Here is a 25,808-nt window from a genome sequence, read left to right on the forward strand (position 1 = left end):
CGACCATCATTCCTCGTTTTGACAGAATTGTTAGCGCGTTGCGCAGGCAAGCGCCGGCAGATCATCAGCCGCTGGCTGCCCTGGTTCGCGCAGAGCAGCGTATCGCCGTCAGGCGTTGGGCGGCACAGGCGCGGCCTGCGCCTGCATACCGGACGCGCGCAGCCGCTTAACTCGTGCATAGCTGGCGATGCTGAATGGCAGCGCCAGCAGATAGGCGATGCTGATTGCGCTCACGGTGTGCCAAGGTGCGGTCACGGCTGCCGCGGCCACGATGACCACAAGGGCCAGAGCCTCGAAGCGAATGTTCCTGCGCAGGCGAAGCGAAGACCACGACCAAGTGGCCAGGCTCGACACCATCAGCAAGGCAGAAAGAACCGTCCACGGCGCGACGATATAGGGCGATCGCAGCGCCGGCTCCTCCGTCCAGAACCACAAGAACATGGGCAGCAGGGCCAATCCAGCGCCGGCTGGCGCCGGGACGCCGGTAAGGAAGCCAGCAGACTTATGTGGCTGATCGTCCGCATCGATATTCGCATTGAAACGCGCAAGGCGTAACGCTGCGAACACTGCCAGCATCAAGGCGGCAATCCAGCCGAACCGCGGCAAGGACGACAGCGACCACAGGTAAAGAATCAACGCGGGCGACACACCAAAGGAAATCGCGTCCGCGAGAGAATCGAGCTCCGCCCCGAAGCGACTCTCACCGTGAAGCAGACGCGCAATGCGCCCGTCGATCCCGTCCAAAAGACCGGCGATAAGAACAAAGGCGACCGCCAGTTGCCAGTGGGTTGCAACGCGATCTGCGAGCGCCGCCAGCTCCGCACCGCGCAGCAATGCCAGATCATTCTCCATCATGCGGGCCTTGATCGCGAACTGCACGCCGCTGAGACCAGAGCATAGCGCCAAGGCGGTAATGGCATTGGGAGCGACGGCGCGCAGCGGAAGGCCCCGCCGCGGACGTATTGGGCGCCTCATTGTGCAACTCCGGATACAGGCGACAATCCCGCGCGGGCCAGAACGGTTTCGCCGGCGATTGTCCGCTGGCCCAGTGCCACCTGTGGAGCATAGCCTGCGGGCAGATAGACGTCGACGCGGCTTCCGAAGCGGATCAAGCCGACGCGCTGGCCCGCGGCCACCATGTCTCCGACCTTGGCGAAGCCGATGATCCGCCGCGCCACCAAGCCGGCGATCTGGGTGAACCCAACCCGGCGGCCGTCATGACCTTCCACGACGAAGTGCTGCCGCTCATTCTCCTCCGACGCTTTGTCGAGATCGGCGTTCAGGAACTTGCCGGAGATATAGACCACCTGCCGGATCGTGCCGGCGATCGGCGAACGGTTGATATGCACGTCGAAGACACTCATGAAGACCGACACCCGGGTAAGATGCGTTGCACCAAGATCCGCGGCGAGTTCGCGAGGTACTGGCACCTCCGCGATCATCGTTACCAATCCATCTGCGGGAGAAACGATCAGATCCTCACCCCGGGGCGTCGTGCGGACCGGATCACGGAAGAACGCCGCCACCCAGATCGTGATCCCCAGAAGCGGCCAGAAAAACACGCTATGAACAATGGTCATCAACAGCGTGATACCGAACGCGATGGCGGCGAACTTCTGCCCTTCGGGATGGACTGCTGGGAAGCGCCACCTGACAGTGGTAGTTACAGGCAGACCCTGTTCTTCGGGTTTCGGCAATGAAGGCATGCGGCCTCGTGTAGCGGGGGGAGCCAATGCGCACAACGCGGGCGTACCGATGGTTGATCCCCCGCCCCCTTACCCGTATCGACCGCGCCAGAACCTCCCTCAAAGGAAACGAACAATGGCGAAGATCAAGGTGAAAACGCCCGTCGTGGAGATCGACGGCGACGAAATGACGCGGATCATCTGGGAATGGATTCGTGAGCGCCTGATCAAGCCGTACCTCGACATCGATCTCGACTATTACGACCTCGGCATGGAGCATCGCGACGCCACCGACGACAAGGTGACGGTCGACAGTGCCAAAGCGATCCAGAAGTATGGCGTCGGCGTGAAGTGCGCCACCATCACGCCGGACGAAGCCCGTGTCGAAGAATTCGGCCTCAAGAAGATGTGGAAGTCGCCAAATGGCACGATCCGCAACATCCTGGGCGGCGTCGTTTTCCGCGAGCCGATCGTGATCAAGAATGTCCCCCGCCTCATTCCGGGCTGGACGCACCCGATCGTGGTCGGTCGTCACGCATTCGGCGATCAGTATCGCGCGACGGACTTCAAGGTGCCCGGCGCCGGCAAGCTGACCATGAAATGGACGGGCGAGGACGGCCAGGAAATCGAGCATGAGGTGTTCGACTTCCCGGGCGCTGGTGTCGCCATGGGCATGTACAACCTTGACGAGTCGATCCGTGACTTCGCCCGGGCGTCGCTGAACTACGGCATCAATCGCAACTGGCCGGTCTATCTCAGCACCAAGAACACGATCCTTAAAGCGTATGACGGTCGCTTTAAGGACATCTTTGCCGAGGTTTACGAGGCAGAGTTCGTAGAAAAGTTCAAGGAGCTCGGCATCACCTACGAGCACCGCCTGATCGACGACATGGTCGCATCGGCGCTGAAGTGGAACGGTGAGTTCGTCTGGGCCTGCAAGAACTATGACGGCGACGTACAGTCCGATCAGGTCGCGCAGGGCTTCGGCTCGCTGGGCCTCATGACATCGGTGCTGATGACCCCGGACGGCAAGACGATCGAGGCCGAGGCGGCGCACGGCACCGTGACGCGCCACTATCGCCAGCATCAGCAGGGCAAGGCGACCTCGACGAACCCGATCGCTTCCATCTTCGCGTGGACTGGCGGCCTGAAGTTCCGCGGCAAGTTCGACGATACTCCGGACGTCACCCGCTTTGCCGAGACGCTGGAGCAGGTCTGCATCGAAACCGTCGAGAATGGCGACATGACCAAGGATCTCGCGATCCTGATCGGCCCGGACCAGAAGTGGATGACGACCGAGCAATTCTTCGAAGCGGTTCGCGTCAACCTCGAGAACAAGATGGCGGCCTGGGCATAAGCTCCGCCCCACCCCACAATGCAGCTCCCGGCACATCGCCGGGAGCTGTCATTGCTCGCGAGCCGCGGATCGACATTCTTCGCGGCTGCGCGCTTCTAACGATTGTCATCAATCATCTCAGCCAAGTCGCGGAGGCAGGCGGCCTTACTTCCGGACTTTTTCCGACACCGACGCGGTATGGTTATTCGACGGCTGCCGAGCTGTTCGTCATCCTGTCAGGTTATATGGTTGGCTTGGTCTATCTCGCCCGGCCGCAGCCAATCCTCGCCGTCCTCAAGCGCGCCGCAACGCTCTGGCTTTACAATTTCGCACTATTGGCAGCGGTCTTTCCGCTGGCTTTTCTCATGTCGGCTATCGAGCTAGACTTTTGGCGCTTCAACGATCTCGTGAATGATCCGCTGAACGCAATCGTTCGCATGGGAGCGCTGCAGCAGGCGCCGCGGCTTCTCGACATCCTCCTCCTTTACGTCACCCTTATGTTGATCGCGCCGCTCGCGATTGTCATCCACGCCCGATCGCCCCGGGTCGTGATCGCAGCATCTGCCACTATTTACGTTGTAGCTCAGATCCTGACGATCAAGCGCATCGACGGCTCGCCTACTGCCACCGACGACGGCATATTAAAGCTGCTAAGCTGGCAGGTGATTTTCTTTGTTCCCATGGCGCTGGGCGCGCGACGCTTGCACCTGGCCCTGTTTCGGTGGCTGGAGACCCACCGCACACCATTGGTGCTGTTCGTTTTCCTGTTCCTGGCTGGAGCGCTCCTGAAGACGTGGGAAGCCCCAGCGCCAGAATGGCTGACGCCGCGGTACGGCCTTCACCTGCTGCGGCTAGGCCACGCGATATTGGTCCTGATGTTATATACCGCACTGCTTACCGCCGCGCGGCGGCTCCTGCATACGCCGCCAGCAAGGATGCTTGCCACCATCGGCCGTCACAGCTTGGACTGCTTCGCTGCCGGTGTACTCGCAACCTATGTGCTGGCGCTTACTTGGGACCGGGCCGGCGGCGGTCACCTCGTTTACTATCTGTCGGTTCTTACTGCGGTGACGCTGACAGCGTTGGTCGCATGGTGGCGGGAAAGCGCACGAAAACCACGACATCGGCATCGCGCTACTGACAATCGAACTTGATCGAGGCAAGGAAAGTGGATGGCGATTGGTCTCGACAACCCGCAATTCTCTGACGCACTGGTGATCCTCGGCGCCGCTGGCCTCGTGATCCCAGCTTTCGCCCGGTTCAAGATCAGCCCGGTTATTGGCTTCATCCTTGTGGGTCTGTTGGTGGGTCCGGCGGGGCTCGGTAGCCAAGTGGACCGATGGCCATGGCTTTACTACCTCACCATCTCGAACCCTCATTCGATTGAGCCGTTCGCAGAATTCGGCATCGTCCTTCTGCTGTTTTCCATCGGCCTTGAACTGTCGTTCCGACGCTTGTGGGCGATGCGCCGTCTCGTGTTCGGAATTGGTCCGGTTGAGCTCTTGGGTTCGGCGCTGATCATCGGTGCGGCTTTGCACTTCATGGGACAAAGCTGGCCAGGGGCGATCGGATTGGGCCTCGCTCTCGCCCTGTCCTCTACCGCTCTCGTTCTTCCGCTCGTTGGCACCGTCAGTGCCGTCGGTCGGGGCGCGTTCGCCATGCTCCTGTTTGAGGATCTGGCACTGGTGCCTATCATCTTTGCCCTCGGTGCCCTTGCACCTTCGGCGGCAGCGGACGGCTTCGGTAACATCGGCATGGTAGCGCTGCGCGGCGGCTTGACGGTTGTTGCGATTTACATCGGGGGGCGACTGGTACTCCCGCGGCTGTTCGCCCAGGCGGCACGCACCAAAAGCCCGGAGCTGTTCCTTGCGGCGTCGCTCCTCGTCGTTATTGTGGCAAGTGTCGCCACGACTGCTGCTGGCCTGTCGCCGATTGTGGGTGCGCTGCTGGCGGGTCTTCTGATTGCGGAAACCGAATACCATACAGAAGTTGAGGTGATAACAGCGCCCTTCAAGGGCTTGGCGCTTGGCGTTTTTCTGATCAGCGTAGGAATGAGCCTGGATCTGCGGCTGATTGTCAGGAATTGGTCCGACCTGCTCCTGGCGGTGGCGGGCGTCGTGGCCGTGAAGACGGCAGTTACGTACCTTTTCCTCCGCATCGCCAATGCGCGGCGTGGCGTCGCAGCGGAAACGGGATTGCTCATGGGCAGCCCGTCAGAAACCACGTTGATCGTACTTGCCACCGCCGCCCAGGCGCAACTCATTCAAGCTTCAACGGCTGCATTCTGGCAGACGGTGACAGCCATAGGTCTCACCATCACCCCCGTGTTGGCCAAGGTAGGAAGCGCCATCTCCAGGCGGATCGAAGGTAATGATGACACCTCGGCGACCGCTCCCGACGACGGAAAGCATACGGTCATTATCGGCTTCGGGCGCGTGGGCCGCATGGTTGCCGAACTTCTTGACGTGCATGCCCAACCTTATCTTGCCGTCGAGGCAGACATCGACGTGGTGAAGGCGGCGCGGGCGAGCGGGAAGTCGGTAATGTATGGTGACGTCATCCGTGCAGAGTTGGTAGATCGTCTCAACTTGCCTGCGGCTCGCGCCCTCGTTTTAACGATGGATGATCCGGTACTTACCGTGCGCCTTGCACGACGGGTGCGAGCATTGGCGCCTGAGCTTCCGATCATCGCGCGCGCGCGGGACGCGGCCCACGCTGCAGAGCTTTACCGTGCCGGTGCGACAGATGCGGTGCCGGAGACGTTGGAGAGTTCGCTGCAGCTTTCCGAGGCTGTTCTCGTTGACCTTGGGGTCGCAATGGGCCCGGTGATTGCTTCCATTCACGAAAAGCGCGACGAACTCCGCCAGACGATCCGGCAAGAGGCAAAACTCAGCCGTGAGCCGCGCATCCGCCGCTTGCCGCGACAAAGCGAGATAGGCACCGCATCGCAAATCTAGAGTGACCGCTGCCCAGCGTTCGCCGCAATCAAGCGCTACCCGGCCACGATCATGGAGCCGTCGGACCTTCGTGTCGCACTTTTCAGCGGCAATTATAATTACACCCGAGATGGCGCGAACCAGGCGCTGAACTTGCTGGTAGGCCATCTTCTCAGCCGTGGCGTGAACGTCCGCGTCTACTCACCCACCGTTGCCGAGCCGGCATTCCCGGCAACGGGCGACCTTGTTGATGTGCCGGCAATCCCGCTCCCGGGCGAGCGCGGCGAATATCGGCTCGCCCGCGGCCTGCCCGCAAAGGTGAAGCGTGACTTGGCGGCATTCGCGCCCAACCTGATCCACGTGTCGGCTCCCGACATTCTAGGTCATCGGGCAATCAGCTATGCGCGGCGCCACGGCATTGCGCGGGTGGCGTCGCTGCACACCCGCTTCGAAACTTACCCACGCTACTACGGCTTGGGCTTCATTGAGCCGTTCTTTGAACGCATGCTCGCAAGGTTCTACGATCGGGTTGATCGCGTTCTGGTGCCGGGTCCGTTGATCGGCGACATTCTACGAAGCTGGGGCGTCAAGACGCCAACCACAATATGGTCCCGCGGCGTGAACCACGGCCGCTTCTCCCCTGCCCGGCGTGATCCGCAATGGCGGCGGCAGCTCGGGATTGCGGATCATGAGGTTGCGATTGGCTTTCTCGGACGGCTGGTGAAGGAAAAGGGGCTGGACGTCTTTGCCTCGGTCACGACCGAACTGAAACGCCGCGGGATAGCCCATCGCGTTCTGGTGATTGGTGAAGGTCCGGCAGGCGAGTGGTTCGCCTCGCAAGTTCCAGACGCTGCGTTCGCCGGGTTCCAAGCAGGAGATGAACTGGGACGCGCGGTTGCGTCGATGGACATCTTTTTCAATCCCAGCGTGACCGAAACGTTCGGGAACGTAACGCTGGAAGCGATGGCGGCCAGCATTCCCGTCATCGCAGCACGGGCCTCAGGCGCCGTTGGGCTGGTCGACGACGGCGTTACCGGCTTCCTTGTCGAGCCCCGCGACATCGCCGGCTATGCCGACGCGCTTTCCGCACTGATCAAGGATCCTCAGCGACGCGAAACCATGGGCCGGGCCGGCAATCAGAAGGCCGCCGGTTACCGCTGGGACGCAATCAACGAGGCAGTGCTCAACGCCTATCTTGAAGACGCCGCCTCCACTCTCCAGCGTACTGCCGCCGGCGCGTAGGCGCACGACAAGACGTGGCTTTTCGGAGCCAATCCGTTCATCGGACGTTCCGGCAACAACAGCTACAAGCGATTCATTCCGCCGTATCGGCGGGCTTCGGAGACGTCATAATGAAAATCTTGCGTACCGGTCGCAGCCTGCTGATGGCGACGGCCGTTTCTGGTGCATTGCTGGTCGCGGGGTGCGCCACGGAGACTCCATATCGTCCTGCCACCGGATCCGGCTTCAACCGCACTGGCTTTAGTGAGCGCCAGGTCGAAGCAAACCGTTTCCTCGTCAACTTCGCTGGCAACACCGTTACGGACCGCGACACCGTCGAGCGCTATCTATTGTTCCGTGCTGCCGAACTGACGCTTCAAAACGGCTTTGACTATTTCGTGACGGTGGATCGCCAGACCGATCGCCAGGCGCGGACGTATTCGACGCCCGGCACCGGATTTGGTCCCGGCTGGGGCTATGGCGGTTGGGGCGGCTATTGGGGTCCGTCCTGGCGTTTCTACGGCCGGCCTTGGGGTGGATGGGGCGGCTGGGGTCCGTGGGGTGGCGGATTCAACGACTTCGACGTCCGCACCGTCGACCGCTATGAGGCGTCTGCCGAGATTGTGATGGGCAAGGGCTCACCGCCCTCTGGAGAAGTCCGCGCCTTCAACGCTCGCGATGTTGTCGAGCGGCTCGGACCAACCATCGTACTGCCGGAGCAACAGCGTCGCCGCTGACCGCAGCGAAACGTAAATAGAAGGGGCCCTCGCCAAGTCCAGCGAGGGCCCCTTTTTTCACCACAAGTCCTCGACGAGGATCAGATCGCCAAGCGAATGGCAGCCGAGCACCTGCGCGATCAAGCCGCAGGCGTACTCCTCGAGGTGCCGCCGCTTAAACCGTGCCGTGGCAGTGCTTGTACTTGCGGCCGGAGCCGCAAGGGCACGGCGAGTTCCGGCTGACTTGACCACGCCAATTTTCCGGATCTTCGCCAAGATCCGCTGCCGTGGGCTGCGGTATCTGCATGGGCGGCATCTGGGTCTGGATGAGACCAAGCGTGCCCGCATCCACATCGGCCGAATTATCCTCTCCCGAGAGTGGGTCGAAGTGCGTGGTGATGAAGTCGGGGAGGTCTGGGAGCGGCGGCGGTGCCTGCAGCCGGAACTCGGCATGCGCGATCGTCTTCGTCACGTCCTCTCGGATATTGTCGAGCATCCGCTGGAAGAGCGCGAACGCTTCCTGCTTATACTCGTTAATGGGAGTCTTCTGTGCATAGGCACGCAGGTGAACCACCTGACGCAGCGCATCGAGCGTCGCCAGATGCTCCTTCCAATGATGATCGAGGTTCTGGAGAAGGATCGACTTCTCGACCTGAGTCCAGGTCTCTGGTTCCAGTTCAGCCGCCTTTGCTGCGATCATCGCGTCGGCTTCGGTGCGCACGCGCTCCGTCACCATTTCCGGGTCGATCGCGTCTTCTTTCAACCAATCCTCAATGGCGGGACGGACATTCAGCACATCGGCGAGACGCGCCTTCATGCCGTCGATGTTCCATTGCTCGGGATAGGAGCCGACCGGGCAGGCCTCGCCGACAATGGCGTTCACCGTTTCGGCGCGCATGTCCTCAACGACGTCGCCAACCGTCTCGGCGTCCATGATGTCCGCGCGCTGCTCGTAGATCACCTTGCGCTGGTCATTCATTACGTCGTCATATTCGACGACCTGTTTGCGAATGTCGTAGTTGCGCGCTTCGACCTTCTTCTGCGCAGTTTCGATGGCCTTGGTCAGCCACTTGCTGCCGATTGCTTCGCCATCCTCGATGTTGTTCCGCATCATGCGCGCAAACAACGTGTCCGGACCGAAGATACGCAGCAAGTCGTCGTCGAGGCTGAGGTAGAATCGGCTGAGACCCGGATCGCCCTGACGGCCTGAACGGCCGCGCAACTGATTGTCGATACGACGACTCTCATGACGTTCGGTACCGAGGACGAAAAGACCTCCTGCTTCCAGTACCTTGGCCTTTTCAGCGGCAATCTCACCCCGGATCTGCTCAATAGCAGCATCGCGGTCCGGCCCGTCGGGCATGCCCGCAAGCTCGTCTTCCACACGGAATTCGAGATTGCCGCCCAACTGGATGTCGGTGCCGCGCCCCGCCATATTCGTGGCAATCGTGACCGCTCCAAGCCGTCCTGCCTGGGCGACAATGTGCGCTTCCTGCTCGTGATAGCGAGCATTCAGCACCGAGTGATCGACGCCTTCCTGCTTCAGGAAGTCACTGAGCAGTTCGGACTTCTCGATCGACACTGTACCGACGAGCACCGGCTGGCCCTTTTCGGCATGCTGCCGAATTCGCTTGGCAATAGCGCGGAACTTGTCGTGCGTGTCCTTGTAGAACTCATCCTCCTCGTCAACGCGGCGTATCGGATTGTTCGTCGGAATGGTGACGACGTTCATCTTATAGATATCGAAGAATTCTGCGGCCTCTGTCGCCGCCGTGCCAGTCATGCCAGCAAGCTTCGGATACATGCGGAAATAGTTCTGGAACGTGATCGAGGCCATGGTCTGGTTCTCGGGCTCGATCTGAACTCCTTCCTTTGCCTCCACCGCTTGATGAAGACCGTCCGACCAGCGACGACCGTCCATCATGCGGCCGGTAAACTCATCGATGATGATGACCTTACCGTCCTTCACGATATAGTCGATGTCCCGCTTGAACATGACGTTCGCACGGAGCGACTGGTTCAGGTGGTGAACCACCTGAGTATTTTCAAAATCGTAGAGGTTGGCGCCTTCAAGCAGGCCGGCCGCCTCCAGCAGCCGTTCCACCCGCTCGGTGCCCTCTTCGGTGAGAACGATCGTCTTCTGCTTCTCGTCCTTCTCGTAATCGTCCGGCGTGATCTGTTTCACGATCGCGTCGACCTGCATGTAGAGGTCGCTTTTGTCGTCGGTCGGGCCGGAGATAATCAGGGGGGTGCGCGCCTCGTCGATCAGCACCGAGTCGACCTCGTCCACGATTGCCATGGCGAACGGACGCTGCACCATGGACGTGCGATCGTACTTCATGTTGTCGCGCAGATAGTCGAAGCCGAACTCGTTGTTCGTTCCGTAGGTGATATCGGCTGCATACGCCTGGCGCCGCTGCTCATCACTAAGGTTGGGGACAATCACGCCAACCGTAAGCCCAAGGAACCGATACACCCGGCCCATCCAGTCGGCGTCGCGCGCAGCCAGATAGTCATTGACGGTAATGACGTGAACGCCATCACCGGGCAGAGCATTAAGGTAGGTGGCGAGCGTCGCCACCAGCGTCTTTCCCTCACCTGTGCGCATTTCGGCGATCTCGCCGCGGTGGAGCACAATACCGCCAATCATCTGCACGTCGTAATGGCGCTGGCCCAGCACGCGGCGAGCAGCCTCGCGCACGGTGGCGAATGCCTCCGGCAGCAGGTTGTCGAGCTTCTCGCCGCTCGCCAGCCTTTCGCGAAACAGCACGGTTTGATTGGAAAGTGTCGCATCATCCATCGCCTGCAGCGACGACTCGAACGAAGCGATTTTTGCTAGAATGGGATTGAGCGAGCGGACGTAGCGGTCGTTTGAAGAGCCAAAGAGCGACTTGGCGAAGTTGCCGAACATGAGCTGATATCCTGATAATCGATGCGGCGCGGCAGCCTCGCTGGGCGCGCGCGGAAAAGGCGTGCTGGTCCGACGCGTGAGTCGGGAGGAATTCTCTATTCGCGCCTGCGGCTGGCGAACAAAGGCTCGGCCGCCACAAGCGTTAATGCCCGCACCTCACCCGGCAGCGCCGCCTCACGTAACGTCGGCAGCGCCGTCCTGGGACGCTGGGCGAGGAGCCGTGGGGCATGCGCCGTCGCCGTCGTAGTGAGCGACCCCTCGGCCACCGCCTGCGCGCGATCCTGCGACCGCACGCTCGCGCCGACGCCGGACAGCGCCGAGAGCAAAGCGGACAGGAGGAGCAGCAGATTCATTTCGGCCTGGACATAGGGAGGCCGGCCGACATGGCCAACCCAAAAGCGTCACACTTCATTACGTCGGCAGCCGCCATACGATCCGCCGGGTGAACTCCCGCTTCTCGGACAAGCTCTTGGGGTCGTAGCAGCCGCGCGCCATTATGGCACGGCAGCCAGCCTGATCCAGCAGATGGTGCCCACTTGATACGGCAATGCGGCACGAAGCAATCCGGCCATCGTCGCCGACCATCCAGCTGAGCGTCGTCGTTCCTTCCTGATCCTGCATGATGGCGTTAAGCGGATAATCATCGGCGGTGACCCACTCCGCCGGTGGAGCACAGGCTGCATCTGGGTTGCTCTGCTCCGCAACCGTCGAGGGCCCGGCGCGGCTCGGCGGTGCCTCGGGCATGGGCCAGCTGGCGATCTCCCGTTCGACAATGCTCATGAGCAACATGATGATCGCGATACCAAGCGCGACACAGGCGCCGATAACGATATAACCGCATCGGTCATGCTGCGGTGTCACGTAGCGCTCGACGCGCCAAGCCAACCACGCTCTTGTCCCGCGGATGTACGATGGAGCCCCCTCACCCCATCGAAACTGACGGCGCGATCATGATCGGTCAATCACGCTTTTGGTGACTTTTTCATCGCGCGGCAGCATGGCAGTTTCATGTCACACGCCGTTTCTCCACTCGCCCTTCCATTCCCTGACCTGCCGTCGATCGCTGGGGCCACCCCTCGCGTCGCGCGGGCGCGCTACAAGGAATGGGATCGCTGCGACCTCAGCTTCGTAACGCTTGATCCGGGTACGACCGTGGCGGGCGTGCTGACGCAATCGAAATGTCCTTCTCCGGAGGTGGAGTGGTGCCGAAGGGCGCTCGTCCTAGGCGAAGCACGTGCCCTCGTTGTGAATGCCGGCAATTCGAATGCGTTCACCGGCAATCGCGGCCGAGCTGCCGTCGAAGCGATCGCCGCTCGTGTCGCGGCCCAGCTTGGCTGCCAGCCATCCGACGTCTTCGTCGCCTCGACCGGCGTGATCGGCGTGCCGTTGCCAATCGACAAGGCGGAAGCTGGCCTCGATTCGGCCGTCAATGCCCGCCCCTGTGACTGGCGCGAGATCGCAGCGGCGATCGGCACCACGGACACTTATCCGAAAGGCGCCGTCACCACAGCTATCGTCGATGGACGCCCAGTCACTCTGGTGGGCGTGATCAAGGGCTCGGGCATGATCGCCCCGGACATGGCAACCATGCTCGGCTTCATCTTCACCGATGCCGCTGTTGATGCGCCATTCCTGCAGGCCGCACTTTCGGCAGCGAACGGCCGCACTTTCTCGTGCATCACGGTGGATGGCGACACCTCCACCAGCGACACCGTGCTTGCCTTCGCAACCGGCAAGGCGGGAAATGCTCCGCTCACGGACGACGAAAGCGCAGGTGCCGACGCCTTCAGCGCGGCATTGTCGGATCTGTGCCACAAATTGGCCCAACTGGTCGTGCGTGATGGGGAAGGCGCGACCAAGCTCATCGAGATCACTGTGGAAGGCGCCACGAACGATCCGTCGGCGCATCGTATTGCAATGTCGATCGCCAATTCACCGTTGGTGAAGACTGCTATCGCGGGCGAGGACGCCAATTGGGGGCGGGTGGTTATGGCTGTGGGCAAAGCGGGCGAACCCGCAGAACGCGATCGGCTCGCGATCCGTTTCGGCTCGACGCAAGTGGCAAGCGGCGGTTTAGCGGTAGACGGCTATGATGAAGCGCCGGTCGCTGCGCATTTGAGAGGACAGGAAATCGAGATCGGCGTTGATCTTGGCCTCGGCGAAGGGCGCGCAACGGTGTGGACCTGCGACCTGACGCACGGCTACATTTCCATCAACGCCGATTATCGGAGCTGATCGAACCCGTGGATTTCCCGACGTTTGCGCCGAGACCGGGAACCCGCCGAGAGGGGCCGCTAGCTGCGCCCCTCTCATCATCTGACCGGGAAACCGGCGCGGTCATCAATAGACCGGGCCGGTGCCACCGATCGTCAGGCGAGAGCGCCTTCTAGCCAGGCCTTGATCCGCCCCTTCGGCTCAGCGCCGACCTTAGTTGCGGCAGGATTGCCGCCTTTGAACAGGATCATCGTCGGGATACCGCGCACGCCATAGCGGCCCGGTGCATCCGGATTCTCATCGATATTGATCTTTGCGATGGTGACCTGCTCGCCGAGCTCTTCGGAAATTTCCTCCAGGCTTGGGCCGATCATCTTGCACGGGCCGCACCACTCCGCCCAGAAATCCACGAGGACAGGCTTGTCCGACTGAATGACGTCTGCCTGGAAGCTGTCGTCGGTGATCTTCTTGGTGGCCATGTAACAATCTCCTTTGCGCACCGATTTAGGTTCGCGAAACGGGACACTCAACGACCCACGGGCAAGCTTTGCTCCGCCCGGGTCAAGCCCGGCTTGTGCGTCGCCAACAGGCTCTCGGGAAGGTGAATGAGCAACGGCGCCGATGTGTAGAGTAACGACGCTTCGACCGGACGGTCGGGAAAGATCACCGATAATGCCGCAACGTACGCGGCCATCTGGCGAACGTGATAAATGGGAACTGCGTCCAGCCCTGCAGGCGCGAATCGCCCCGTCTTGAAATCAACCAGTTGCACGCGCTCCGGCGTCACAAGCAAGCGATCCACGGTGCCGGTGATTACCAAGCCGCCTTCCACCACAGCGCTGATCGGCGCCTCGCCCAGGGAACTTGGGCCGAACAGCGGGGCGGACTCGGGATCGGCGAGGATCCCACATACCGTTTCGATTACGTCCGATCGCTCATCGGGATCCGACACTTGCCCGACCTGCAACAGCCAACGATCCGCTGCCGCCCGACGGCTCTCAGCGGGGACAGCCGGCAGGCGTTCGAAAAGGCCGTGGATCAGCCGACCACGCTCCGCCGCCGCGCGCATCGCAGGCGTGGGTGGTGGATCCGCAACGGCATCTTCACCGATCGACGAGGGGGCAAGCGGCCGGGGCGGACGGGCCTCCGGCGCCGCTGGCGTACGTGCCCAAGCGGGCAGTGGCTCAGCTTCGCTTGTTTCCGTTGTTCCGGGAGACTGCAAAGGCACGGGATCATCGGGTCGGATCCCGCGAAAAACACGGGTGTCGCCCTCGGGCACGCCCAACGCATCGAACGCGCGCCGAGCGGCCGCGTACCAGCTCGCCTCCGGCGGGCCGTTGCGATACTTGACGCTCAGCGAGCCTGCGATCACCAACCGCTCCTCCGCGCGGGTCGCAGCGACATAGAACAGGCGCCAGTGCTCCTGCAGTTCGCGCGTCTCCACTTGCGCTGCAACGTCTGCAATCGACCCGGCAAGCTCCGGCGGACGCGGCGGAATCACCGGGATCGGCGCGGTAGAACCATCCGGAGTCCACATCAGTGTCCCGCCTCGAGTGGCCGTCGGGTCCGCCGTGGCGTCCGCAAGGATCACGATTGGCGCTTGCAGCCCCTTCGCACCGTGCGCCGTCATGACGCGCACCGCGCTGAGCGCCCCTTCCGCCTCGCGCTTTACCTCCACTTCGCCGCGATCGAACCAGTCGAGGAAGCGCTGCAGCGACGGGGTTGCGGTTGTTTCGAAATCAAGCGCCGCGCTCAGCAGCTCTTCGATCGGATCGCGTGCCTCCTCACCAAGGCGGGACAGCAAGCGCCGTCGCCCTTCGAGCGGCCCGGAAAGGATCTCTTCGAGAAAGCGGTAAGGCGTCGTGAAATCCGCACGAGCGAGCATGCGGTCCAGTGGCCCGAGAAGATCTCGATGATGCTCGGACAGATGCCGCCACAGGCTACCCGTTCGGGGGACCGCGCGCGCGAGCAGCTCTTCCTGACTCCAGCCGATGAGCGGGGACACCAGCAGATTGGCAAGGCTTAGATCATCCTCAGGCTGGAGGACGAAGCGAATGGCGGCCAATAGATCCTGGACTGCGAGCGGCGCGTTCAACCGAAGGCGATCGACGCCCGCGACCGGCACCCCTTCCGCATAGAGGCGGGCCACCAGCAGCTGCGCAATCTCGCCGCGCCGCTTGACCAGCACCATGATGTCTTCGGGCCGGATCGGGCGACCCTTGCTTTCCAGAATGGCGCCGCTGTCGAGCCATGCGCGGATCTCGCGCGCAATACGCGTCGCATTGGCACGCACCGCATCGTCGATCCACTCTTCGTCGCCGCCGTCATCCTCGGCGTTGCCGACTGCGATGGGAGGCCACACCTCGACACAGCCAGGCCCCGGAACCTCGCTCGCGTGTGGAGGCATGGCAGCATCAAGCCCAAGCGCTTCCGAACCGAGTGCCTCGACCGCCGCATCGACAAACTCCAGGACCGGGCGCGTGGAGCGGAAGGAGGATACCAGCGAAAGCTGTTCAAACGGGAGGCCGCGTTCATCCGCCGGCATACGGTCATCGCCGGCTACCAGAGCCGCCTTGCGTGCGAAATGCATTTCCGCCGCCCGAAAGTTGATTGGATCGGTACCTTGGAAGCCGAAGATGGCTTGCTTGTGATCACCCACGGTGAACAGCGTACGCATGGACGGCGCATAGACACCCCGACCCACGAAATACTCGTCCACCAGCGCACGTACGATGCGCCACTGCGCGACGTTCGTGTCCTGCGCTTCATCGATCAGCACATGCTCGGTCGTCTGGTCGAGCTTGAACCGGACCCAGTCGCCGATGCCTGGCACCTCCAGCAAGCGAACGGTTGCCCCGATCAAATCGTCAAAGTCGACCAGCCCTCGCCGCCGCTTCGCGGCGCTATAGGCGCGCGCATATTCACGCCCGACCGTCAGAGCCTCGGCCAGCAGATCGGCATAGGCAGCACGCACACGCAACGCGAGCAGCTCTCCGCAGGTCCCGTGGAGGCGCATGGCGAGGTCGGCATATTCCGGATCCGCCGGTGCTTGCCCCTTCACGAATGATCGCGGAACGCCATCGGTTTTCGCCCACACCAGATGAAGCTGGTCAAGCGTTGCGGCTCGCTGCTCAGTGCCTGCCGACAGCCAGGTCGCGATCGTGTCGGCCCGCGAAGAGCCTTTCTTACCACCCCAGCCCCGGTTCAGGGCGCCGATCAGCTCGAGTGCAGCACGATCGATTGAGTCATCACCGCAGGCGTCGCGGATGTGATCCTCAACATCGCCAGCTGGGAGATCCAATTCGCGGCGCAACCACGGCTGGATGCCGGCGGGCAGGTTCTCGAGCGCAGCGGCAGCACGGGCGCAGTCGTTGAGGTATCGTTCCGCCCCTGCCTCCCCCAAGCGGATACTGAGCTTGCCGATCGCTTCCAGCGGACCAGCACGGCCCTCCTCTTCCGCTGTAACAAGCAGATCCCCCAGCGTACCGCGAGCGAGGACCGCTTCCTCGCGCGCCTCGACGGGTCGGAAACCCGGAACAAGTCCGGCTTCCGCCGGGAAGGCTGCCAAAAGCCCCTGGCAGAAGCCGTGAATGGTCTGAATGCGAAGGCCACCCCCGGGCGCGTCGAGAACCTTGGCAAACAGAGTTCGCGCCCTGTCTCGCTGCGCAGGATCTCCTGGCTCCCCAAGCGCGATGAGGTCCGCAAACAGATCGCGATCCTTCATTCGCACCCATGCGGCCAATCGCTGGCTGACGCGGGCCGCCATTTCGGCGGCACCCGCCTTGGTGAACGTCAGGCACAGGATCGCCGAAGGTTCCACGCCCCTGAGAAGCAACCGGAATACGCGGGCAGACAGCACCTGTGTCTTGCCCGTACCGGCCGAGGCGGAAAGCCACACATGCGCGTCGGGCGCGCTGGCCCGGCGCTGCTCACCTCTCAGCGGGGGAAGGGGGCGGGCGCCCGAGGAACTGCTCACTTGGAAGTGCGATCCGCTTGGGCAAACTTAGTTGTCACGGCCATACCATTCATCGCGACGCATCAACTGATCATATTCGGCGTAGGGCGCATATTCGGGATGAAGCTTGGCCACGAACGCTTCGTCGCCAGTGAGCCATCGCGTCGTCGCTTCCGCGAACACGGCGCGGGCCCGATCGACGAACTCGCTGGTGATGATCCGGTCGTTCTTTCCGTTTGGATCGACCGGCGTGCTTACGCTTCCGAATGATGAGTCGCGGTTTTTGGCCAGCGACCAATATTCAAAGGCACCTGCTTTGCCCGTGATACTAGCAAACCCACCCGCCTCCGCGATCGCGCCGAGCAGTCCGAGCTGCATTGAAAAGCCAGCTCGAACGGCCGCGGCGGAAGGCGCCTTGCCGGTCTTGTAGTCGACGATTGCCAGCATTCCGTCCGGCAGAAGATCGATGCGATCGAACCGGCCCGAAAGTTCGATGCCGGCAATCGTCGCCATGCCATTCCCCTCCGCGGCAAGCACCTTGCGCCCGGCTTTCTGCTCATCCGCCATGCGCTGAGCGATCCACTCCACTGCGGCAAGCAGCCGGGGTTGCCAAAGAGCCCGAACCAGCGGGTGGGTACCGGGATCACCCAGCATCTCGATCGCGAGCGGCCCAAGAGCGTCCACCCGACAGCCGGTATCCCGCGCCCATCTCTCCAAAACGCTGTGGACGGCGGTCCCGCGCCATGCGGCAGTCGGATCCGCATCGACCGGATCAAGTGCCGCAAGTCGAAGGATCCTGTGGGCATAGAAGGCGAACGGATCGGCCTTCAAGCGATCGACCTGAGTTACGGACATAGCCAGCGGGCGTAGTGCGGCGGGTGGATTGGGCGCCGGCCGAGCGGCGGGTTGGGGCGTGCCGCCGTCGTCAATCAGCCGGCTCCAGCCTTCGAGCCGTCGATCGCGTGCACGATCGAACTCATCGCCCGCCATTGCTGCGAGCCGCAGCCATAAGCGCGACGGGATCGCCGGTGCGCGAGCATCCCTGCGCGAACGTGTGATGAGCACGTTGGGCGCACCAAGCCCCTGTCCGAAATCATGCGCGGCAACACCGATCGCCCTTTCAAGTCCGGGAAGACCAAGGGCAACGCGGATGCGCGGAGCCAACCAAGGGTCCGGCGCAGTACTTCCCGGCCAGACTCCCTCATTTAATCCGCTGAGGATCATCAGGTCCGCCGATTGGAGGCGGGCTTCGATCAGGCCGTAAATGGCGAGCCGCGGGTGCCCGCCTTGCGGCGGTCGAATCGCGATCTCGTCCATCAGCAGGCGCAACGTGGGCGCCAGTTCCTGGGGCGTTACATTGGCGGGCCCCAGCGCTGCCTCGGCCTCCAGCTCGGTGAGCAGGTCGGCCGCCGCTCGTCCCGCTGGACCGCTCCAGGCGTCCTCGCCGGCCAGCGCGCTTGCCGCATTGCGCAACGCCGCGATCAGGACCGGCAGGGGCGCGGCGCCATCTCCGAACGATGCTGCGAGCGGATCGAGCAATGGACGCAGCTCCGCCCACCACGCGCCCGTACGATCGCCGAGGTGCGCTTCGATCCCGTCCAGCCCAGGCGCAGGCCTTGGACCTCGCAGGCTCCGGTCCAATCGCCGTACACCCTCTAGCCAAGCGCCCCGCCTCTCACCAGCGCGCACCAGTGGATGCTTCAGCAACGTGAGGAGCGCGAGGGGCGCAAAACGGTCGGTCGCCGCCTCTATGATAGCGGTCAGCAATGTGCCTGGTGGCGTGATCGACAGGGGACGGCCGGCGCTGTCGTCAACGTCCAGTCCCCAGCGCGCACAATGCGCCGAGACGCGACGCGCCAGCGCACGGTCTGGTGTCACGAGGGCGGCGGTGCGGCCCCGGTCTTCCACCGCTTCCCGCAGCGCAAGGGCGACGGCTTGCGCTTCCTCTGCAGGACTGGAGAGCTCCGCGATCCGCACCCCTGCAAGTTGGCGCTGCTGCGGCCGCAACTCGGTCCAGCGAGCAGTGTAGTCCGCCGGCGCAAGCGCGGTTGCGATCGTTCTGCCACGTGCAGCAGAGGCATCATGGTCGCTGCCGTCGGGCCAAAGCGCGACATCGTCGCGCGCGAACCCCATTCGCGACAGCAGCTGCTTGAGATGAAACTGCGGATGCACCTCGATTGACCGGGCTGTCCGGCCAGTGATCGGATGGGGCTGATGAGGGCCGAGCGCCTGCCACTCGACCTCCTCCATCGCGCGGTCCAGACCGGCAAGCACGACCAGTCCGTTATCCAGCTTCGCTATCCGGCCGAGCAGCGCAGCCACGGCCGGCGCCGCATCCGTAATGCCGGCGGCGCAAACGAAACCCGCCGGGCCGCCCTGCCCCCAACGCTCCTCCAACCGCCGCAACAGTATGACTCGGCGGGCCGAGCTGTCGATCCGGCCCATTCGGGCAAGCTCCGCCGGCCAGTGATCCAGCACCACCCGAAACAGCTCCAGCGCCTCGCGCCAGTGCTCGGTCAAGTCCCCAAGATCCAGCTCCGCAAGGCGGCCGGGATCCACCTCTTCAACGATCAGCTGGTCAAGGGTACTCGCCAGTTCGCCCGCCAACCGGACGGCCTCTGCCGTATCCAATGCGGGCTTGGCCTGCTTGACCAGGCGAGCCAGGATCATGCGACGACCAAGCACCGAGACGGCAGGCGGCGGCGGATCAGCTGCGTCGGCAGGATCGAGCGCCGCCCCGATCGCTTCGCCAAGGTCATCCGCGCCGATGGCCACGAGACGCGGCAACACCAACGCACCACCGCGCGCGCGCACAAAGGCGTTGGTGACTGCGAGCTTCGCTCGATTGTTCGGCAGCAGAACCAGCCCGCGCGCCAAGCCTAGCGGATCGTCGCCGAAGCGCCGGATCAGCCCGGCGACCAATGCATCAGCAAAGGCGCGGTGGGGAGGAATGGTGAAGAGCCGAGGCCCTCTCCGCTCACCCATCGATCAACAGCGCTTCCGCCCTGGCGATTGCGGCAGGTGTGCCAACATCGACCCATAGACCCTGATGGACAACGCCATAGGCGCGGCCCGCGGCGATTGCCCGTTCCCAGAACAGCATCGTGGAAAACGGACCTTCAGGCGCATCCACAAGGATTGCGGGGTTGAGGATTTGCACACCGATAAACACGAATGGTGCGAGCCGTCCTGGACGTCGGCGCGCGGTGATCCGGCCATCCGCGCCGATGTGAAAATCGCCCTGCCCCCTGTGACAATGCGCGCGTGCTAACGGGACCAGGAGCAGCAGGACGTCCATTTCTGCCGGGTTCCACCGCGCGGCCAGAAGCGAGAGGGCGTCGATGGGTCCGTCCAGCCAGTAATTGTCACTGTTAACGACAAAGATCGGGTCTGTGCCAAGCAGTGGCTTGGCCTTCATCAGCCCGCCGCCTGTCTCCAGAAGCTGCGCACGCTCATCGGAGATCTCGATCTCGATGCCCTCGATGGATGACAGATGTCCTTCCAACGTATCCGCGAGGTAATGGGCGTTGACCACCGCCCGCTTCACGCCCGCGGCGCGGAGATGATCAAGCGTGTGATCCAGCAGTGTTTTGCCGGCCACTTCAATCAACGGCTTGGGCCGCGTTGTGGTCAGTGGCCGCATACGCTTTCCGAGGCCGGCAGCCATGACCATCGCCGTCTCGGGCATGTAGGCCTCGATTTCCGGCCGGATCAAACGCGGCTTAATCATTTTGCGCTCAGTAGCAGTGGGGAGATCTCGATCTCGATACCCTTGATGGATGACAGATGTCCTTCCAACCTATCCGCGAGATAATGGGCGTTGACCACCGCCCGCTTCACGCCCGCGGCGCGGAGATGATCAAGCGTGTGATCCAGCAGTGTTTTGCCGGCCACTTCAATCAACGGCTTGGGCCGCGTTGCGGTCAGTGGCCGCATACGCTTTCCGAGGCCGGCAGCCATGACCATCGCCGTCTCGGGCATGTAGGCCTCGATTTCCGGCCGGATCAAACGCGGCTTGATCATTTTGCGCTCAGTAGCAGTGGATCGCCGCGCAATTCGACGGGAATGTTGGCGTCGAACCAACGTGCAACCGGCGCAAGTTCAGGGCAAGCCAAGTCACGTTCCAGATAGGACCAGACCCTGGGACAAAGGCTGGGATAGCGGTCCTTGCCGTCGCGCTTCCAAAGACGAGTGAATATGCCGATGATCTTGGCATTTCGCTGCGCGCCGAGGACATGGTAGGCGCGCATAAAGCCCTCGCCCTCACCCGTCGCGCTTCGATAACGCTCCAGCATCGCCTGCTCCAGCGCAGGATCCACGTCACGCCGGGCGTCCTGCAGCAGTGACACCAAGTCGTAAGCGGCATGTCCGGCGAGCGCATCTTGGAAGTCTAGCAACCCCAAGGAACGGGACGCACCGACCAGCATCAGATTTTCCACGTGATAATCGCGAAGCACGGTGACCGCCCGATCGCAACTCACATGGTGCAGAACGGCGTCCCACGCATCGACATACCCGGCCGTGTCGACGGCCAGCCCCACCGTCGGGCAATACCATTCGACCAGAAGCGCCGCCTCGCGTTGCAGCTCCGCCCGATCATACGCGCGCCAGGCGCCCGCCGGGTGATCGCGGAGCGCGACGAGAACGTCGACCGCATTGGCATACAGGGTGCTCGCAGCGCCAGGATCAGCATCAATCGCCTCGCGCATGCGATCGTTGCCGAAATCTTCGATAAGGACGAGCCCGTGCGCCTCATCGATGGCGTGGATCTTTGGGGCTCCGAACCCGCGATCCGTCAGCCATTTCGCCACCGCTATGAACGGTCGCGGGTCCTCATGTGGCGGAGGCGCGTCCATCAGCACGGCGGTGCGCGCACCGTCGACAACACGAAAATAGCGTCGGAACGAGGCATCACCGGCTAGCGGTAGCACCGTTGCTCCGCCCCATCCGTGCGCAGCGAGAAAGGTGTGCGCTTCGGCGGGCGGCGTCATGTCTAGGACCATCGGCGCTCCCATGCCGCGGGCGTTTCCCAAGTCAAGCGCCGCGCGCCGTCTGGTTCAATGGCGAGTGTAAGTCGTAGCGCATCCGGCCATGCTCCCGCACCCGCACGGTCCGGCCATTCCACCACCAGCGCAGAGTCAAGCAAGGCTTCATCCAGGCCGAGCTCCTCGAGCTCATGCGAACCATCCAGCCGATAAAGATCGACGTGGAGGACAGGAAGTCGCACCTCCGGGGGGTCATAGGGCTGAACGATGGCGAAGCTGGGGCTCGGCGCCTCCCCGATGAGGCCGAGGCCGGCCAGCAACCCGCGCGCGATGCTCGTCTTTCCCGCGCCAAGCGGACCGGAAAGAGCGATGACGTCGCCCGGCTGAATCATCGTCGCGAGACGAGCACCGACAGCTTCGGTTTCGACCGCATCGGCCAGGCGACAGCTCCCAATCGTCATCGCGGCAGCTCTGCTTTTACCAAGGTTCCCACGCCAAGTTCGCTGACCAGCGAGATATTACCGCCATGCGCTTCGACAAACTGTTTTGCCAAAGGAAGGCCGAGATCCAGCGCGCGCACGCCGCGTGTTGTCGTGGGCTGGGCGAACCGGTCGAACGCATGCCGCGCGGCGTCCTCGTCCATCCCGCCGCCATCGTCCGACACGATGATGCGGGCCGTCTCTTCCTCGCCATCCACGTGAAGCAACACCCGCCCCCCTGAAACGGTGGCATTGATGGCGTGCCGAAGCAGATGCTCCACTGTCTCTCGGATACGCCGAGGGTCTCCGTTCACCTGCCCTGCACTCGGGTCGATCTCTACCGCGAAGTCGATGTCTCTCTCCCCGGCCGCTCCTTGCACCGCCGCAGCTGCCGAGCGCGCGATGTCCCCAAGATCGACCATTTCCCGCTTCAAGGGCATGTCACGCTCGCCCTGCGTCAGATCGAGCACTTCATCGATCAGCAGGCCAAGGCGACTGACCGATTCGAGGATCGCGACCACATATTGATCCGCCTGCTGGGTCAGCTTGCCGGCATAGCCGGCGTGCAACATTTCTGCGAAGCCGCTGATCGACGTCAGCGGTGTCCGCAATTCGTAGCTCATGTTGGCAACGAACGCCGTCTTTACCTTGTTGGCAGCCTCAAGCGCCGCGGCGCGATCGCGTAGCGCCTGTTCGGCGCGACGGCTATCGCTGATGTCCAGCATCGTGAACAGTGCGTTGCCATCTGGCAGAGGCACCGCCGCGAACGCAAAGTGGCGACCATCCGCGAGTGCCACCCGCCCGTTCCGCTGCTGCCGATCAGTAGTGGCGGAACGGACAAGATCCGTCACCAGCGTCGCGCGATTGGGCGTACGCAGCTTGGGCGCAATCTTCTCCGCCACCGCATCGACCCGCGGGTGGCTGCTGAGGAACTCCTCCTCGAACTCCCAAAGCGCGCGGAACCGATTGTTCCACAACTGAAGCCGACCGTCAGCGGCGAACACGCCGAGCGCTTCAAAGAGATTGTCGAACGTGGCGGTTCTCACCCGAAGCAGGGTGTCCCTGGCAGAGGCGAGTTGCACCTCTTCCGTCCGATCTTCGAAAATCAGCAGCAGGCCGCCGTCAGGCAGCAGTTGCGCAAGCACCCGAATGTGCACCCCGCCCGGCAGGTGCCAGGTTTCCTCAGTCGCCGCATCCGTACGGGTGAACCAGTCGCGGCGCTCGGCTTTCCAGCCCGGAAAATCCCGCACCTCTGGCAACCGGTTCGCTTCTCGCATGCGCTCAAGCACCCGATCGAACTCGGGCCGATCGGCCATCCACTCGCTGCGCATCGCGAACATGCGCCGGAACGGCTGGTTGCAGAACACCATTGACCGGTCGCGTCCAAACTGAGCCACGCCGGCGGAAAGCCGATCAAGCATGGCGCGCTGTGCAACGGCAAACCGCTGTTCGCGAGCGCGAGCCTCTTCGAGTTCCTCGACATCGATGGCGAAACCCGCGACGCCCCCGCCTGGCAACGGAACATCGTAAAGCTGCATCGAACGGCGAGCACCGCCGATGGTCGCGGGAAGCACGCGGACCTCCGGCCGGCCAGACTCTCGCGCGGCCGTGGCACCGGCGAGTGGGCCACCCTGGCCGGATCCCTCGATCAACTCCAAGCCGCGTGCAACAACGTCCGCAGCGTCCGCGCCTTCCACCGCCTGAACATAGGCCGTGTTGACCATCGACAGCCGCAGGTCTGGTCCGCGGTACCACATGGGCAGAGGGGCCGCTTCGATCAGGCCGGTCAATGCATGGAACGCGTCGCGAACCTCGGCCTGCTCGATCGCCAGTCGCTCCACCTCTTCCTGTGCTTCGCTGGCGTCATGTACCCAGATCACCACGTCCGAACTTCCCGTGCCCACCGGGGCTCGGGCACCGCGCAGCATCAGCGTGCGCGCGGCCCCGCGCGGGCGTACCTGTCGCACGAATGGCTTGCCCGAGCGCTGGACCGTCATCACGTCCGAGAGAAGCTGCTCGGCATCCCGCGGATCAAGTCCGCCGCCCGCCGCGCTTAATCCATCGAAGTCGGTCGGCGGCTGAACAAGGCCGAACAGGTCCGCAATCCGTGGAGGCATCTCCAGTCGATGGTCCGCGCGCACCAGAATCGGCTGCATCGGCGCGCCCGCCAGCAATCCTTCGGCGAGTTGCAGCCGCGCCCGCTGATCCGCTGCCGACGCAAGCGCTCTCAAGCCGCGGTTGAGCACCATGGTAGCCGCGCCCACCAGCAACAACAGGACGGCGCCGGCGGCGATCAACATGGGCGTGGTCAAGAAAGAGGCGAGTCCGTGATGATGTCCGCTACTTCTACGCCCGCAGGCCGCAAAGTGAACAGCCTACATCTCTCCCCGCGCACGGCGGATCGCATACCATTTCGCGACGTTCGCATTGTGCTGCTCCAGCGTGTCCGCAAACACATGGCCGCCGGTGCCGTCAGCCACGAAGTAAAGCGCCGAAGTCGTCGCCGGATCAAGAACGGCGTCTATCGATTGCCGGCCCGGGTTTGCGATCGGCCCAACAGGCAGCCCAGCACTGGCGTAGGTGTTGTAACCGTTCGTCGCCTGGAGCTCGGATCGTTTGATCCGCCGCCCGAGCGGCTTTCCCTTGGTGATAGGATAGATGACCGTCGGATCTGCCTGAAGCGGCATCCCGCGCTTCAAGCGGTTCGTGTAAACGGCGGCCACCATCCGCCGTTCGGATGGCTTGCCCGTTTCCTTCTCAACGATGGAGGCTAGGACAATGGCCTCTTCAGGCGACTTCACGGCAATCCCCGGCTTGCGCTTCTTCCACGCCGTCGCAAGATAATCCGCCATCGCCTTCTGCATGCGGGCAACGATTGCCGTGCGCGTATCGTTGAGCTGATATGCGTAGCTGTCCGGCAGAATCGAGCCTTCCCGCGGCACTGCAACCTGTCCGGTCAAACCCTCCGCGCGAATGAGCGCCTCGTGGACCAGAATGGACGGATAGCCCTCCGGTACTGGAATCAGCCGCTGGCGAACCTTGCCCTGTTCGAGCAGCGCCAGAATGTCCGAGGCGCTGGCGCGCGCCGGGATTGCATACTCGCCAGCCTTGATCGGCTTGCCAGTGCCGAACACCCGAGCATAACCGCGAAAACGCCAAGCGGAGCGGATCGCGCCCTGCTTTTCCAGTTCCCCGGCTGCCCGTGACAGGCTCGCGCCTTCCGGAACCACGACGGCGAGTGGCTTGGCCGCCGGGCCCTCGCCTGACCAATCGCGCGCAACCCAGAAGAGCGCGGCGATCAGCCCCAGCCCGATCAGCAGTCCCAGGCAACCGACCTTGCGCATCATTTCACCCCGGCGATGGCCGGATC

Annotated in this window: 19 protein-coding genes and 1 pseudogene; 6 read left to right on the plus strand and 14 right to left on the minus strand. The window is 63.1% G+C overall.

Going from position 1 to position 25,808, the window contains the following annotated elements; translation table 11 throughout:
- Positions 1-108 precede the first annotated feature (108 nt).
- Together LQ954_RS06865 and LQ954_RS06870 are read right to left on the minus strand one after the other, a co-directional pair.
- On the minus strand, positions 109-975 hold the full coding sequence (locus LQ954_RS06865) for a CDP-alcohol phosphatidyltransferase family protein (protein WP_227770198.1): 867 nt from the start codon (positions 973-975) through the stop codon (positions 109-111).
- Entirely contained in the window at positions 972-1,706 is a 735-nt protein-coding gene (locus LQ954_RS06870) for a phosphatidylserine decarboxylase (protein ID WP_227770197.1), read from the minus strand. Before LQ954_RS06870 ends, LQ954_RS06865 begins: the two co-directional genes overlap by 4 nt.
- A 115-nt stretch (positions 1,707-1,821) precedes the next feature.
- Here LQ954_RS06870 and LQ954_RS06875 point away from each other — a divergent pair, with 115 nt between their 5' ends.
- From LQ954_RS06875 to LQ954_RS06895, 5 genes are all read left to right on the plus strand, one after another.
- Positions 1,822-3,042 carry an NADP-dependent isocitrate dehydrogenase gene (locus LQ954_RS06875; protein WP_227770196.1) on the plus strand — a complete coding sequence of 407 codons (1,221 nt, stop codon included), beginning with the start codon at positions 1,822-1,824 and terminating at the stop codon, positions 3,040-3,042.
- Positions 2,970-4,175 carry an OpgC domain-containing protein gene (gene opgC, locus LQ954_RS06880; protein ID WP_231022453.1) on the plus strand — a complete coding sequence of 402 codons (1,206 nt, stop codon included), beginning with the start codon at positions 2,970-2,972 and terminating at the stop codon, positions 4,173-4,175. The genes LQ954_RS06875 and opgC overlap by 73 nt, the downstream gene beginning before the upstream one ends.
- Positions 4,176-4,193: 18 nt before the next feature.
- Positions 4,194-5,978 carry a cation:proton antiporter domain-containing protein gene (locus LQ954_RS06885; protein WP_231022454.1) on the plus strand — a complete coding sequence of 595 codons (1,785 nt, stop codon included), beginning with the start codon at positions 4,194-4,196 and terminating at the stop codon, positions 5,976-5,978.
- 51 nt (positions 5,979-6,029) lie between these two features.
- Entirely contained in the window at positions 6,030-7,199 is a 1,170-nt protein-coding gene (locus LQ954_RS06890) for a glycosyltransferase family 4 protein (protein WP_231022455.1), read from the plus strand.
- A gap of 110 nt (positions 7,200-7,309) precedes the next feature.
- A complete protein-coding gene (locus LQ954_RS06895) occupies positions 7,310-7,915 on the plus strand; it encodes a CC0125/CC1285 family lipoprotein (protein ID WP_227770192.1) in 606 nt (201 codons plus the stop codon).
- Between the two features lie 154 nt (positions 7,916-8,069).
- Here LQ954_RS06895 and secA read toward each other — a convergent pair whose 3' ends face one another.
- The 3 genes from secA to LQ954_RS06910 all read right to left on the minus strand — a co-directional run bounded on the left by secA (position 8,070) and on the right by LQ954_RS06910 (position 11,690).
- Positions 8,070-10,805, minus strand: a complete 2,736-nt coding sequence (secA, locus tag LQ954_RS06900) for a preprotein translocase subunit SecA (protein WP_231022456.1) — start codon at positions 10,803-10,805, stop codon at positions 8,070-8,072.
- 95 nt (positions 10,806-10,900) lie between these two features.
- Positions 10,901-11,158, minus strand: coding sequence for a hypothetical protein (locus LQ954_RS06905; RefSeq protein WP_231022457.1), 258 nt, complete (start codon positions 11,156-11,158; stop codon positions 10,901-10,903).
- Positions 11,159-11,216: 58 nt separating this feature from the next.
- A complete protein-coding gene (locus tag LQ954_RS06910) occupies positions 11,217-11,690 on the minus strand; it encodes a TonB family protein (RefSeq protein WP_231022458.1) in 474 nt (157 codons plus the stop codon).
- Between the two features lie 123 nt (positions 11,691-11,813).
- Here LQ954_RS06910 and argJ point away from each other — a divergent pair, with 123 nt between their 5' ends.
- A complete protein-coding gene (argJ, locus tag LQ954_RS06915) occupies positions 11,814-13,040 on the plus strand; it encodes a bifunctional glutamate N-acetyltransferase/amino-acid acetyltransferase ArgJ (protein ID WP_231022459.1) in 1,227 nt (408 codons plus the stop codon).
- Positions 13,041-13,174: 134 nt separating this feature from the next.
- Here argJ and trxA read toward each other — a convergent pair whose 3' ends face one another.
- From trxA to mltG, 9 genes and pseudogenes are all read right to left on the minus strand, one after another.
- On the minus strand, positions 13,175-13,498 hold the full coding sequence (gene trxA, locus LQ954_RS06920; RefSeq protein WP_227770187.1) for a thioredoxin TrxA: 324 nt from the start codon (positions 13,496-13,498) through the stop codon (positions 13,175-13,177).
- 47 nt (positions 13,499-13,545) lie between these two features.
- Complete coding sequence (gene addA, locus LQ954_RS06925; RefSeq protein WP_231022460.1) at positions 13,546-16,995, minus strand: double-strand break repair helicase AddA; 3,450 nt, start codon at positions 16,993-16,995, stop codon at positions 13,546-13,548.
- Between the two features lie 27 nt (positions 16,996-17,022).
- Entirely contained in the window at positions 17,023-19,959 is a 2,937-nt protein-coding gene (gene addB / locus LQ954_RS06930) for a double-strand break repair protein AddB (RefSeq protein ID WP_231022461.1), read from the minus strand.
- A complete protein-coding gene (locus LQ954_RS06935) occupies positions 19,952-20,704 on the minus strand; it encodes a nucleotidyltransferase family protein (protein ID WP_231022462.1) in 753 nt (250 codons plus the stop codon). The genes addB and LQ954_RS06935 overlap by 8 nt, the downstream gene beginning before the upstream one ends.
- A gap of 20 nt (positions 20,705-20,724) precedes the next feature.
- Positions 20,725-20,997 (minus strand): annotated as a pseudogene (locus tag LQ954_RS06940) (sugar phosphate nucleotidyltransferase); the annotation flags it as partial.
- The gene (locus tag LQ954_RS06945; RefSeq protein ID WP_231022463.1) at positions 20,994-21,965 is read right to left on the minus strand and encodes an aminoglycoside phosphotransferase family protein; all 972 of its coding nucleotides are present in this window, start codon (positions 21,963-21,965) and stop codon (positions 20,994-20,996) included. The gene LQ954_RS06945 and the pseudogene LQ954_RS06940, both read right to left, overlap by 4 nt.
- Before the next feature lie 2 nt (positions 21,966-21,967).
- A complete protein-coding gene (gene tsaE / locus LQ954_RS06950) occupies positions 21,968-22,420 on the minus strand; it encodes a tRNA (adenosine(37)-N6)-threonylcarbamoyltransferase complex ATPase subunit type 1 TsaE (RefSeq protein WP_227770182.1) in 453 nt (150 codons plus the stop codon).
- On the minus strand, positions 22,417-24,738 hold the full coding sequence (locus LQ954_RS06955; RefSeq protein WP_231022464.1) for a sensor histidine kinase: 2,322 nt from the start codon (positions 24,736-24,738) through the stop codon (positions 22,417-22,419). The genes tsaE and LQ954_RS06955 overlap by 4 nt, the downstream gene beginning before the upstream one ends.
- A 75-nt stretch (positions 24,739-24,813) precedes the next feature.
- Complete coding sequence (mltG, locus tag LQ954_RS06960; RefSeq protein WP_231022738.1) at positions 24,814-25,782, minus strand: endolytic transglycosylase MltG; 969 nt, start codon at positions 25,780-25,782, stop codon at positions 24,814-24,816.
- Between the last annotated feature and the right edge of the window lie 26 nt (positions 25,783-25,808).

The sequence above is a fragment of the Sphingomonas sp. IC-11 genome (genome assembly GCF_021043365.1).
Lineage (GTDB): Bacteria > Pseudomonadota > Alphaproteobacteria > Sphingomonadales > Sphingomonadaceae > Sphingomonas.